11 protein-coding genes and 1 tRNA gene are annotated in these 12,785 nt (G+C 66.1%); 3 read left to right on the forward strand and 9 right to left on the reverse strand.

Annotation, left to right across the window (positions count from 1 at the left end):
- Window positions 1-235 precede the first annotated feature (235 nt).
- The gene (locus QW868_RS27145) at window positions 236-1,462 is read right to left on the reverse strand and encodes an MFS transporter (protein WP_316231960.1); all 1,227 of its coding nucleotides are present in this window, start codon (window positions 1,460-1,462) and stop codon (window positions 236-238) included.
- 117 nt (window positions 1,463-1,579) lie between these two features.
- Between QW868_RS27145 and QW868_RS27150 the strand changes: the two genes are divergently transcribed.
- Window positions 1,580-2,827, forward strand: a complete 1,248-nt coding sequence (locus QW868_RS27150; RefSeq protein ID WP_315759266.1) for a NupC/NupG family nucleoside CNT transporter — start codon at window positions 1,580-1,582, stop codon at window positions 2,825-2,827.
- Here the strand turns inward: QW868_RS27150 and QW868_RS27155 are convergent.
- From QW868_RS27155 to QW868_RS27165, 3 genes are all read right to left on the reverse strand, one after another.
- Window positions 2,765-4,786 carry an acyltransferase family protein gene (locus tag QW868_RS27155; RefSeq protein ID WP_316231961.1) on the reverse strand — a complete coding sequence of 674 codons (2,022 nt, stop codon included), beginning with the start codon at window positions 4,784-4,786 and terminating at the stop codon, window positions 2,765-2,767. The two genes, QW868_RS27150 and QW868_RS27155, sit on opposite strands and share 63 nt — an antisense overlap.
- Window positions 4,787-5,007: 221 nt before the next feature.
- On the reverse strand, window positions 5,008-5,586 hold the full coding sequence (locus QW868_RS27160; protein WP_315776726.1) for a cupin domain-containing protein: 579 nt from the start codon (window positions 5,584-5,586) through the stop codon (window positions 5,008-5,010).
- Window positions 5,587-5,773: 187 nt separating this feature from the next.
- Window positions 5,774-6,058 (reverse strand): usg protein, encoded by a 285-nt coding sequence (locus tag QW868_RS27165; protein WP_315776727.1) that lies wholly within the window; start codon window positions 6,056-6,058, stop codon window positions 5,774-5,776.
- A 379-nt stretch (window positions 6,059-6,437) separates the two neighbouring features.
- Here QW868_RS27165 and groES point away from each other — a divergent pair, with 379 nt between their 5' ends.
- Together groES and groL are read left to right on the forward strand one after the other, a co-directional pair.
- Window positions 6,438-6,752 carry a co-chaperone GroES gene (gene groES / locus QW868_RS27170; RefSeq protein WP_008966485.1) on the forward strand — a complete coding sequence of 105 codons (315 nt, stop codon included), beginning with the start codon at window positions 6,438-6,440 and terminating at the stop codon, window positions 6,750-6,752.
- An 88-nt stretch (window positions 6,753-6,840) separates the two neighbouring features.
- On the forward strand, window positions 6,841-8,481 hold the full coding sequence (gene groL / locus QW868_RS27175; protein ID WP_315714737.1) for a chaperonin GroEL: 1,641 nt from the start codon (window positions 6,841-6,843) through the stop codon (window positions 8,479-8,481).
- 329 nt (window positions 8,482-8,810) lie between these two features.
- On the opposite strand, the gene QW868_RS27180 is transcribed toward groL, so the two are convergent.
- The 5 genes from QW868_RS27180 to QW868_RS27200 all read right to left on the reverse strand — a co-directional run bounded on the left by QW868_RS27180 (window position 8,811) and on the right by QW868_RS27200 (window position 12,427).
- Window positions 8,811-9,383, reverse strand: a complete 573-nt coding sequence (locus QW868_RS27180; RefSeq protein ID WP_316231962.1) for a 2OG-Fe(II) oxygenase — start codon at window positions 9,381-9,383, stop codon at window positions 8,811-8,813.
- A gap of 153 nt (window positions 9,384-9,536) precedes the next feature.
- Window positions 9,537-10,877 (reverse strand): RtcB family protein, encoded by a 1,341-nt coding sequence (locus tag QW868_RS27185; protein WP_316231963.1) that lies wholly within the window; start codon window positions 10,875-10,877, stop codon window positions 9,537-9,539.
- A gap of 667 nt (window positions 10,878-11,544) precedes the next feature.
- Entirely contained in the window at window positions 11,545-12,081 is a 537-nt protein-coding gene (locus QW868_RS27190; RefSeq protein WP_315759261.1) for an HNH endonuclease, read from the reverse strand.
- A gap of 39 nt (window positions 12,082-12,120) precedes the next feature.
- A tRNA-Asp gene (locus QW868_RS27195) sits at window positions 12,121-12,195 on the reverse strand.
- Between the two features lie 43 nt (window positions 12,196-12,238).
- Window positions 12,239-12,427, reverse strand: a complete 189-nt coding sequence (locus QW868_RS27200) for a hypothetical protein (RefSeq protein ID WP_316231964.1) — start codon at window positions 12,425-12,427, stop codon at window positions 12,239-12,241.
- Between the last annotated feature and the right edge of the window lie 358 nt (window positions 12,428-12,785).

The raw sequence follows: 12,785 nt of genomic DNA on the forward strand, positions 1-12,785 counted from the left end.
CATAAACTCCCAGCCGCCTATCAGCAGACTCGGTTTAACCGAGGACAACCTCCTGAGGCTCCACAGCTAGCCACCGTTTGTAGGGTGGGCAAAGGCGCTGACGCGCTGTCTCGGCAAACGAGATAGCAATGGCGCCGTGCCCACCGTCTGGCCGCTCATGATGCCGCTCAATGGTGGGCACGCTGCCGCCCTTCGGGCGGCCGCTTTGCCCACCCTACGGGTGCCTCCACGACTCCTACTCCAACCGCTCCACCTTCCGCAGCGTCGGAAACAGCTTCATCCACAGAAGCGCGACCGCGATGGTGCCGACGCCGCCGAGGATGGCGGCGGGCATGGCGCCGAGCAGCGCGGCGGTGATGCCGCTCTCGAACTGGCCGAGCTGGTTGGAGGCGTTGATGAACAGGAAGTTCACCGCGCCGACGCGGCCGCGCATCTCGTTGGGCGTCGCGAGCTGCACCAACGAGAAGCGGATCACGACGCTGATGGTGTCGGCGGCACCGAGAATGGCGAGCGCAGCGACCGAGATCCACATCACATGCGAGACGGCGAACACGACCGTCGCCGCGCCGAACACGATCACCGCCTGGAACATGCGCAGGCCGACGCGCCGCCGGATGGTGTAGCGCGCCAGCACCGCCGTCATCGCCAGCGCGCCGACCGCGGGCGCTGCGCGCAGCACGCCGAGCCCGAACGGCCCGGCCTGAAGGACGTCGCGCGCATAGATCGGCAGCAAGGCCGTGACGCCGCCGAGCAGCACCGCGAACAGATCGAGCGAGATGGTGCCGAGAATCGCAGGATGGGCGCGGATGAAGCGGACGCCAGCGAACAGGTCGGCCTTGCTGCCGTCGATCCGCTCGAGCGGAACGTCCTCCGGTACCTGCATCAGGCCGGTCAGCCCCATGCCGGCAATCCAGAACAGCATCATGATGCCATAGGGTAGACCCGGCGCGACCGCATAGGCGAAGCCGCCGATGGCGGGACCGGCGATGGTCGCGAGTTGCGCGGCCCCGCTCGACAGCGCGCTCGCCCGCTGCAGCGTGCCTGCCGGGGCGATCAGCGGCAGCAGCGCCGCGGTCGCGGGGCTCTCGAACGCCCCGGCAATGCCGAGCACGAAGATCGCAGCAAACAGTTCGAATTCGCCGAGCTGACCGGCGTAGGCGCCCCAGCACAGATAGAGCGCCGTCAGCGCCTCGACGAGCTGACAGAGCTGCACGACGCGCTTGCGCTGGAATCGGTCGGCGGCGCTGCCGGCGACGAACACCAGCAGTGCCGTCGGCAGGAACTGGATCAGCCCGACCATGCCGAGATCGAAGGCGCGCCCGGTGAGATCGTAGATCTGCCAGCCGATCGCCACTGCGGCGATCTGGCTCGCAAAGCGCGACAGGCTGCGGGACGACAGGAAGAACAGGAACGCGCTTTGCTTCAAGAGATCGCGCGCGCCGATCGGGACGGTGGACGACATGATGGCGCCTGCGTGACGCAGCCCCCACTCCTTGTCAATCGCGGGCCCCGCATGGCCGCACGGCATTGCGCGCGGCTGTTCCCTGCGCTCATAATGAAACGGGGTTCGGGGGATCTGATGCTGCAGCTGCAATCGGGGTTCGGGATCGTCGCGCTGCTCGCGATCGCATGGGCGCTCGGCGAGAACCGGCGCGCGGTGTCGCTGAAGCAGGCCGCGCTTGGCCTCGTGGTCACGATCCTGACCGCGCTCGTCCTGCTCAAGGTCCCCGCGGTTGCCCGCGCCTTCGGCGCCATCAACGAGGTCGTCGGCGCCATCTCGTCGGCCTCGCGGGCCGGCACCTCCTTCGTCTTCGGCTATGTCGGCGGCGGCGCCCTGCCCTTCGACCTCAAGGCGCCCGGCGCCGATTTCGTGCTCGCCTTCCAGGCGTTGCCGATCGTGCTGGTCATGAGCGTGCTGACCACGCTGCTGTTCTACTGGCGGGTGCTGCCGCCCTTGGTGCGCGGCATGGCCTGGCTCTTGGAGCGCACGCTCGGCGTCGGCGGCGCCGTCGGCCTGTCGACCGCCGCGAATGTCTTCCTCGGCATGGTGGAAGCGCCGCTGTTCATCCGGCCGTATCTGGCGCAGATGACACGCAGCGAATTGTTTCTCGTCATGACCGGCGGCATGGCCGGAATCGCCGGCACCGTGCTGGTGCTCTACGCCACGCTGCTTGCGCCGCTGATCCCCGATGCCGCCGCGCATTTCGTCATCGCCTCGGTGCTCGGCGCGCCGGCGTCGATCCTGATCAGCCTGATCATGGTGCCGGAGACGTCGAAGCAACTCACCGGCGGCGCGCTCGGCGAGGAGACGCAGGCCACCTCGACGATGGACGCGATCGTCAAGGGCACCAGCGCCGGGCTCGAACTGCTGATGAACATCGTCGCGCTGCTGCTGGTGCTGGTCGCGCTGGTGCATCTCGCCAACGCGATCCTGTCGCTGTTGCCCGCCATCGGCGGCGCCGACATCTCGCTGCAGCGGCTGCTCGGCCTCGTCATGGCGCCGGTGTGCTGGCTGATGGGCCTGCCGTGGTCGGAGGCCGTCACGGCCGGCAGCCTGATGGGCACCAAGACGGTCCTCAACGAGCTGATCGCCTATGTCGAGCTGGCGAAGCTCGATGCGACGGCGCTCGATCCGCGCGCGCGGCTGATCATGCTGTACGCGATGTGCGGCTTCGCCAACTTCGCCAGCCTCGGCATCATGATCGGTGGACTCGGTACGATGGCCCCGACACGGCGCGACGAGATCAACGCGCTCGGCCTCAAATCAATCGTCTCCGGCACCCTCACCACCTGCCTGATGGGTGCGATCGTCGGGCTGCTGACGTGAGCTGAGCTCGGTCGTCATCGGCAGCAGTTGCGGCACGATCCTCGCCATCACGAGCTGGGAGCCCTCCGCCGTGAGATGCGCATGATCGAACGACAGCGGGACGTCGCCGACCGTGAGCGGACAGCGGCCGTTCTCGCAGACCGCCGACAGGATCGAGATGTAGGACAGGCCTTCGCTCGTCGACAGCGCCGCCTGCATCGCCTGATCCAGCGCAAAGATATCGGACCGGACGAACGCAACGGGATCCGGCGACATGCCGCGCAAGGTGGCGCGCGCCAGCATCGAGGGCAGCCGCGCCCGGAATTGCACGGAGGGACCGAGCAGCACCACCGCAATGCCGGCCTCGCTGAGACGCGCCAGCGTCAGCCTGAGATCGCGCACCATACCGGCAAAGCGCGGCGGGCGGGCGTTCTCGAGCCAGTCCGCCGACATCACCACGAGATCGGGCCGCGCCGTCACGAAATAGTCGCGCATCTGGCTTGCCAGGGCGCGGCAGGCCGCGATCCCCTGCGTCTCCGCGCTGAAGGTCGGCATGCAGGTCGGCTGGCTCGCCTGCATGACGTTGACGGCCTGCGGATCGATGCTCGCGGCGAGGCCGTGATAGTAGTGGGCCGCAAAGCTGTCGCCCCACAGCAGCACATTGATCTTGCCGCTCACCGGACGGAGACAATCCCCGGGCACGCGCCCGTCCGGCGTCGTGAAGCAGGTGCCGTAGCGATAGACCGGCTTCATGTCGTAGGCGTTGTAGGCGTCCAGCCGCTGCGCCGCGCGGTCGGCGTCCGACACGGCGCTAGCGCGTAGCAGGCCGACGCCGCTGCCGGCCAGCAGCAGCAGGCTCGCCAGCGCCGCAAGACCGAAGGCCGCGCGCGGGGTCGCTGCGAACTGGCGATTGCGGAACGGTTGCTCGATGAAGCGCCAGGACAGCGTGGCGACCGCGACCGTGAGGGCGAACAACGCCGCCCGCTCCCAGCCGTCGAGCGCCAGGCCGGGCTTGGCGAAGCGCGCGAAGGCGAACAGCGGCCAGTGCCACAGATACAGCGAATAGGAGATGCGGCCGACGAACGCCGCTACGCCGAGCGGTGACAGCCGGCTGCGCGGCACATTGGCCACGCCGACGCCGCTCCACAGGAACAGCGCCGCGCCAAGGCATGGCGCGAGCGCGTCGACGCCGGGGAAACCCGGTCCGGGGCGCAGCGCCAGAATCGGCACCGCCATCAGCAGCAGCGACAGCGCGCGGGCGCCGCGCTGGGCGAAACCCGGCCGCGGTGCGGGAAGTCCGGAAATCGCGACCAGGCCGCCGAGCAGGAATTCCCAGGCGCGCGGCGGGCTGAGGAAGAATGCGCTCGCGGACGCGCCGCCTCGCATCAGCAACAGACCGAGCGCGAACGAACCAACAGCCAGCAGCGCCAGCGTGACCGGCAGCGCCAGCCGTCGCCCGCGCGCTATCAGCAACACGGCCCAGACCACGACGGGGAGTACCAGATAGAACTGCTCCTCGACGGCGAGCGACCAGGTGTGCAGCAGCGGCTTCTCGACCGCGGCGTGGTCGAAATAGCCGGACTGCTGCCAGAAGAAGATGTTCGAGGTGAAGGTGACGACGGCGGTCGCGGAACGGAAGAACTCGGCGCGCTCGGAGCCCAGCATGTCCTGCGACGCCGGGATCGCCGCGAACGCCACCATGGCGTAGAGCGCCGGCAGCAGCCGCCGCACCCGCCGCTCGTAGAATTGCGCGAACGAAAAGCGGCCCGCCGCCATCTCCGCGGCAATGATGCCGGTGATCAGGTAGCCGGAGATGACGAAGAAGATGTCGACGCCGACGAAGCCGCCGAAGATCGCCGGCGCCTCGAAATGGAATGCGACAACGGAGAGCACCGCGATGGCGCGCAGCCAGTCGATGTCCTCGCGATGGGCGGCACCTGAAGCCGAACCGGCGCCCGCGTTGGCGATGCGAGGCTGCACCGATGCGCGCGTGCGAGGCGCGCGCGGGATCGTGGGAGCGAACTGGACGACGAAGCGCGGCAACGGGACGGGTACGCCTTTACGCAAGCCCGCGGCGAACACCTCTTACGGATTCGTCGCCGGCCCATCCGTCCCAGTGACGCGAGACCGGATGTCAACACACACGCGCGATGGGACCGCCGTCCATCGCACGCAAATGTTTCCATCCATTTCTGTCGGCTTTACGTCGACAGTTCGACGGTTTTGAAGTCGGCCGGCAGGATCACTTCCAGCAGCTCGACGTCGTCGGAATAGTCGAGGATCATGTGCCGGATCTTCGGCGGCTGGGTCCAGCAACTGCCCTCCTGCATCAGCGTCTCGCCGACGCCTTCGAGGTAGCTCTTCACCCAGCCCTTGAGCACATAGACCATCTGGAAGTCGACCGCATGGGTGTGCAGCTTGGAGACTTCCTGCGGATTGCACGGCGGCAGCATGCGGATGACATGCGCGCGCGCCAGCCCGTGCGTCGCGTCGGCGATGCCGAGGTCGCGGTAAACAGCATAGGCGCGCAGTCCGTCGGCCTTGAAGTCCTCCTCGCGGTGATGGCTGATGGCGACCTTCTGTTTGCGCCGGCGCGGCGCCGGCGCTGGTCGCCCCTTGCTCGCGAGCGCCTTGCGCGTCGAGGGTTTCGCCACCCTTCCCGGCTTGGCCGGCGCCGCGAAGGCGGTCTTCGCCGTCGGCTTTGTTTTTGCGGTTTTTCGCGGCGCGGCTTTCGCGGCGGCGCGTGATGCTGATTTGGCGGTGCGGCTCTTCTTGGCCATGGCGCTCTCCCTGCGTGTCCTCGCACGCGAGGATAGCACAACCTGCCGCTTTGCGGGTCGACCGATCGACGACCTCAACAGGGCCGAGGCAGCGCTTAACCCGGATGAGCGAAACGACATCCGGGGACTCACGCGCGTCCGCGTTGAACCCGGATATCGCTTCGCTCATCCGGGCTACGCGTCAGCCTCAATGCAGCCGGAAGATGCCGTCGACGGCGCGCAGCTCGGCCGGCTTGATCAGCTTGGAATGCGCCACCGTGACCGAGTACAAGGGGCCCTCGATCTTCTCCTGCCAGAACGCCAGGAAGTCCTGCAGCGCGGGGAATTTCGGAAACAGGTCGTAGTTCTGCCAGACATAGGTCTGCAGCAGCGAGCGGTGATCCGGCATCCGATACAGGATCTGCGCCGTCGTCAGCCCGTAACCCAGCACCTGTTTCCGAAAGTCCTCGGAAACCTCAACCTTCGACACCATGCCAACCTCCGTTTCTGGAGCGCATGTCCGTGTGGCCAACCGGGATGGAGCCACCCGGCAAAGATGCGCTCACTGCCAAGAAATGTGACGCATGTCCTCAACCCATCTCAAGCTTAAATGTTTAACGACATGTTGAAAAATGCTGCATTAGCAGCCACTTAGCCCAGGTGCTAATACGGGGTTTCATGGTTCGTTCCGCTCTTGTTAACGCTATCGGAACGCTTTGGCAGAGCCCGCAGTTGACTGCTAATTTTTCTGCTACAAGCCCTTGTCCGGCTGAATGCTCTCCCCTAAATCCAGCCCACGTGCTGGCACTCGCCGGCACCGACTGCCAAAATTCCAGAAACTGACAATCGCCTCAATAGCTTAGGAGGACTGTATGGCTTTCCGTCCGCTTCACGACCGCGTCGTGGTCAAGCGCATCGACGCCGAAGAGAAGACCGCTGGCGGCATCATCATCCCCGACTCGGCCAAGGAGAAGCCCTCGCAGGGCGAAGTGATCGCGGTGGGCCCGGGCGCCCGCGACGAGAGCGGCAAGCTGGTCCCGCTCGACGTCCAGGTCGGTGATCGCGTGCTGTTCGGCAAGTGGTCGGGCACCGAGGTCAAGATCGACGGCCAGGAGCTGCTGATCATGAAGGAGAGCGACATCATGGGCGTGCTCACCGACACCGCGTCGAAGAAGAAGGCCGCCTAAGCCCAACCCGCTCAACGCTCACCCTGAGGAGCGCCTGCGGGCGCCCTGCCCAGGGTGAGACGACCAATTCAACTCAGGGAAACCCAATATGTCAGCAAAAGACGTTAAGTTCGGCGTCGACGCCCGCGATCGCATGCTGCGCGGCGTGGACATCCTCGCCAATGCCGTCAAGGTCACGCTCGGCCCGAAGGGCCGCAACGTCGTCCTCGACAAGTCGTTCGGCGCTCCCCGCATCACCAAGGACGGCGTCACCGTCGCCAAGGAGATCGAGCTCGACGACAAGTTCGAGAACATGGGCGCACAGATGGTGCGCGAAGTCGCCTCCAAGTCCGCTGATGCGGCCGGCGACGGCACCACCACCGCGACCGTGCTGGCCCAGGCCATCGTGCGCGAAGGCGCCAAGGCGGTTGCCGCCGGCATGAACCCGATGGATCTGAAGCGCGGCATCGACCTCGCGGTCGAGGCGGTCGTCGCCGACCTCGTCAAGAACTCCAAGAAGGTCACGTCGAACGACGAGATCGCCCAGGTCGGCACCATCTCCGCCAACGGCGACGCCGAGATCGGCAAGTTCCTGGCCGACGCCATGAAGAAGGTCGGCAACGAGGGTGTCATCACCGTCGAGGAAGCCAAGTCGCTCGAGACCGAGCTCGACGTGGTCGAGGGCATGCAGTTCGACCGCGGCTACATCTCGCCCTACTTCGTCACCAACGCCGACAAGATGCGCGTCGAGATGGATGACGCCTACATCCTGATCAACGAGAAGAAGCTGTCGTCGCTGAACGAGCTGCTGCCGCTGCTCGAGGCCGTGGTGCAGACCGGCAAGCCGCTGGTGATCGTCGCCGAGGACGTCGAGGGCGAGGCGCTGGCCACCCTGGTCGTCAACCGCCTGCGTGGCGGCCTGAAGGTCGCGGCCGTCAAGGCGCCGGGCTTCGGCGATCGCCGCAAGGCCATGCTGCAGGACATCGCGATCCTGACCGGCGGCCAGGCGATCTCGGAAGACCTCGGCATCAAGCTCGAGAACGTCAACCTCTCCATGCTCGGCCGCGCCAAGAAGGTGATGATCGACAAGGAGAACACCACGATCGTCAACGGCGCCGGCAAGAAGGCCGACATCGAGGCGCGCGTGCAGCAGATCAAGGCGCAGATCGAGGAGACCACCTCGGACTACGACCGTGAGAAGCTGCAGGAGCGTCTGGCCAAGCTCGCGGGCGGCGTCGCGGTGATCCGCGTCGGCGGCGCGACCGAGGTCGAGGTCAAGGAGCGCAAGGATCGCGTGGATGACGCGATGCATGCGACCCGCGCGGCTGTCGAGGAAGGCATCCTGCCGGGCGGCGGCGTCGCCCTGCTGCGGGCTTCCGAGCAGCTCAAGGGCCTGCGCACCAAGAACGACGACCAGAAGACCGGCATCGAGATCGTCCGCAAGGCGCTCTCCGCCCCGGCCCGCCAGATCGCGATCAACGCGGGCGAGGACGGCTCGGTCATCGTCGGCAAGATCCTGGAGAAGGACCAGTACGCCTATGGCTTCGACAGCCAGACCGGCGAGTACGGCAACCTGGTCTCCAAGGGCATCATCGACCCGACCAAGGTGGTTCGCGCCGCGATCCAGAACGCCGCCTCCGTGGCTGCGCTGCTGATCACGACCGAAGCCATGGTCGCCGAGCTGCCGAAGAAGAACGCCGGCGGCCCCGCAATGCCTCCGGGCGGCGGCATGGGCGGCATGGACTTCTAAGGTCCAGCCTCCTCAAGAGATACGAAGGGCGCGGCGAAAGCCGCGCCCTTTTTGTTTCGCCGGGGCCCGAATGTCGCCGGGGCTCATGCGGGCTTCGTCGCTAAACTCCTGTCCGCCGTCATTCCGGGGCGTTCAAGCGCAAGATGGCGAAGCCATTTTGGAGCAGCGCGAATGAGCCCGGAATCCATAGCCCGAGCGGTGGTTGGTCGAAGACAGACGCCACAAGCACCTCGCACCACGCGACGGCCTGTGGCTATGGATTCCGGGCTCGCGCTACGCGCCCCCCGGAGTGACGAACGCAGAGCGCGCGCCTTGTGCGACGCGCCCCCTCACCTGCACCGCCGATACATCACGTCCGTCCGCAGCACGTATTTGCGCCCCTTCGTCACGGGATCGCCGCGATGCATGATCGGGTGATGAAACAGCAGCGCCATGCCTTTCTTCGGAATGATCCGGAACGGACCATCCGGCATCAGGCCGGTGTCATCGCAGAACGACGTCGTGCCACCTTCGAAATCATCGTTCAGATAGATCATGAAGGTGAACTGGCTCCGCTCGCCATCGTCACGCTCGAAATGGCCGTCGCGATGCCATTCGAACTTCTGTCCGACATCATAGCGATACAGCCGCAGCCGCTCGTTCAGCCCGACCGGCTGCCAGCGATGCTGGAACGACGGTGCGAGATGGCCGGCGAGCCGCTGATAGAGCCCTTGCGCGCGCTCGGTATCGTCGACGATGACGCGATCGTTGTTGCGATAGTCCTTGGCGCTGCGCGGCGCGAACAACGTCGCCTCCTCGAAGCCCATCTGCTCGCCCAAGCGGATGTAGTCCTCGCACTCGGCTGTGGAGAAGAAGTTCGCAATCGTCTCGATATTGTCGGCGTGCCAGGTCAGCTCGGTCATGATCGTGTCTCCGTCATCGTTGCGCAATCGCGTAGCCCGGATGAGCAAAGGCCGGCGCCTTGCGGGCGCAGGCCGGAGCGACATCCGGGGTCTCACGAACTGCACGTGCGGACTCGCATGTCGCTTGCGCTCATGCGAGCTACGAGGGCGCGCTCAATCCTTGAACGGATCGAACTCGCCCTCGCCCGCCATCACCACGGCGAACGGCCGCAGCGTATGCACCACCCTCACCGAGCCGGCGTGCTCGGCCAGCACCTCGGGCAAACGGCGATAGGCCATCGGGCTCTCGTCGAGATCGGCGCCGATCAGGGTGACGCCGCGGCCCTGCAGCCAGGCGTCCATCTCGTCGCGCGTGAAGCGCCGCTTGGCCTCCCTGCGCCCGAACAGCCGCCCGGCGCCGTGCACCGTGGAGTACAGCGAGGCCTTGGCCTCCTCCGACTCCACGCCCTCGATGATGACCGCGTCGTCGCCCATCGAGCCGCCGACAAAGCCGCGCTGACCCGGAAAGGCCGGCGTCGCGCCCTTGCGCACCACCCACAGGTCACGCCCGTCATGGGTCTCACGCCAGGCATAGTTGTGGTGGTTGTGCACGCTGTCGGTGACCGCGCCGCCGATGATCCGGCGCACGCGCTCGGTCACCCACTCGCGTCCCGCATAGGCGTAGCGCCCGGCGAGCTGCATCGCGGCGATGTAGCGCTGCCCAACCTCCGAGTCCTCGTCGACCACGGCGGGCGGCACGTTCATGCCGTCCTTGCCGCCGGCGGCCTTGAGGTAGCGCGTCGCCGAAGTATGGCCGAGACCACGGCTGCCGAAATGCACGCCGATCCAGACAAAGCCGGCCTCGTCGCGCATCAGGTCGACATAGTGGTTGCCCGACCCGACCGTGCCGAGCTGTCCAACGGCCTTCTGCCGGTACTCGCCCATGTCGGAGCAGCGCCACGCTTCGGTATCGTCGAACAGTTCATGGTCGACACGCTCTGCGTTCTTGCGGCCGACGCCGAACGAGATCACCCTGGCGACATCCTTGATGATGGTGCCGACCTTGTCCTCGATCGCGCTGAACTGCGTGTCGAGCCGGACCGCCATGTTGCCGCAGCCGATGTCGAAGCCGACGCCGGAGATGCTGATCTGCTTCTCATAGGCGATCACGCCGCCGACCGGCTGGGCATAGCCGAGATGGCCGTCGGCACAGATCACGCCGGCCACGGCATTGCCGACCGCCATGCAGCTCCTCATCTGCGCGATGGTCGCATCCTCGTGACGGCCAAACACTTTCAGCGGGCTGTTCTGATACTGCGCGGCCTGTGGCCGGCTCGCGACCGTGTCGCCCAGCGCCGTGGCCTCGCGCGCCAGCTGCTCCTGGCGCGCGGCGTCGCGGAACGTGCACCACAGCGGCATCGACCGCTGCCCGGGCCGCTCGACCCGCGCATCCGGATCAAGCCCGGCCTCGATCGCCAATTGTCTCGCGCGCTCCTGATAGGGATCGGCTCGCATGTGATCCTCCTCACTCGTTCATGCATGACCCTGCCGCGCCGGCGTGGCGCTGCAATGATCGGGGCTTGCACGGCGTGACGCCGCGCAAGTCCGGTGGTGCAAACAGAGAGACGGATCTGATCGGAGTGTCCCGGATGGGACATCACCCTGGCGGATCGTCTCTCTGGCGTTCAAGACAGAGGGACGATCCCGCTGCCTCGCTACGCTGCTAGTTGATTGTGACGGGACAGCGCACTCCCCGCGGAGACTGCCGGCACGCACAGGACGCAACCACGGCGCCGCAGTTGCGGCAGCGCGCTGTCCTCTATCTGACGTGGGGTCGAAATCGGCATGGCTCTCTCGCTGGCGGATGTCCGCCGGATAAGTTGGCGCGTGCTCTTACAGGATTTTACCCGTTTGTAAAGTAAGCCGTACGTAGCTGAAATAACTTCGTGGCGTTTTAGTACCGCCGACGCACGTCATGAATTGTCATGGTTATGGCTTCGGGCTCGCACTGCGCGCGCCCCGGAATGACGACAAGATCGTTGCAGCTCAGCATGATGAGTAGTCGTAGCCCACATGAGCGCAGCGACATGCGACTTCATACGAGTGGCACGCGAGACCCCGGATGTCGCCTCCGCCGAAGCCCGTTGGGCTTCGGCGTCCGCTCATCCGTGCTACGCGGCGCTCACCGCTCGAGCTCCACATCCCAGTACAAATAATCCTGCCAGGTCACGTGCAGGAATCTCGGCGGAAACAGGCGCTGCGCTGCCATCAGCTCGTGCCGTGCCGGCTCGAACGGCGGCCGCCGCGGCTTGAGATGGCGCCGGTCCTTGCGCGCGTTGCAGGGACTGCAGGCGGCGACGATGTTGGTCCACGACGTCTCGCCGCCGTCGACGCGCGGCACGACGTGATCGAAGGTCAGCTCGCCGTGGAGATAGCGGCCACCGCAGTACTGACATTCGAAGCGATCGCGCAGGAACACGTTGAAGCGCGTGAACGGGACGCGCGTCGCCGGCCTGACGTAATCGCGCAGCGCGATCACCGACGGCAGCCGCATGGTGACGCTCGGGCTGCGCACGACGCGGTCGTACTCTGCGACCACGACGTGCGACTCGCCGACAACGGCCCTGATCGCGTCCTCCCAGCAGACCACCGACAGCGGGAAATAGCTCAGCGGCTGGAAGTCGGCGTTGAGAACCAGCGCCGGGTTTGTTGCTGACATCGTCGACCTCCTCTCTTCGCTTCATCTGCCCGGTCGTGTTGGCGCCCATGACGGGAATCGAACCCGCCTTTCCGGATCGACAATCCGGTCCCTTCACCAGACGGGAACATAGGCCATGTCATCGCGCCCGGACTGCACCGGGCATGATCATCGTCAATCAGTCGAACGCGACCGGAGCGTGCTCCGGCTGAACGCCGTTGATGTAGTCGAGATAGATACGGCGAGCCCGTGCCTCGCTGACGCCGCGGCACGTCATGACGATGCGCACGAAGGCGAGCGCCACCGGCGAGCACAGCGCTCGGGCGTGGTCGACTGTCTCGGAATCTGGGCTCATCATGCGGGTCATCAGACCCTCCGCTATGTCTGCGGAGGGTGAGATCCCGCCGCCGGTTATGCTCTTGCTGGAATTTCGCGTCCCGATGTCGTCAGGGACAGCACGAGATCAAATGGACCCTGACAGGCGACGCCCATGCCCGACCCATCGCGCGACCAGTTAAGCGGTCGTTCGTTGGTGGCGGCGTTCGCGAGATGTGAGCGTAGGCTCAACACGATCGTGGTCCTCAAGAGCGCGCCGGCGAGCGGCGCGTCAATTTCGATGGGGCAGAGCTATGCGCAGAATTTTCCGAAGCCGTCAAGGCCGGAGGGGGAAGCGATGACGGCGCGCCTCCGGCGACGCGACAGATTTGCAACGACCAGACTGGTCG

It is taken from the genome of Bradyrhizobium sp. SZCCHNR1051, assembly GCF_032489615.1.
Taxonomy (GTDB): Bacteria; Pseudomonadota; Alphaproteobacteria; order Rhizobiales; family Xanthobacteraceae; genus Bradyrhizobium.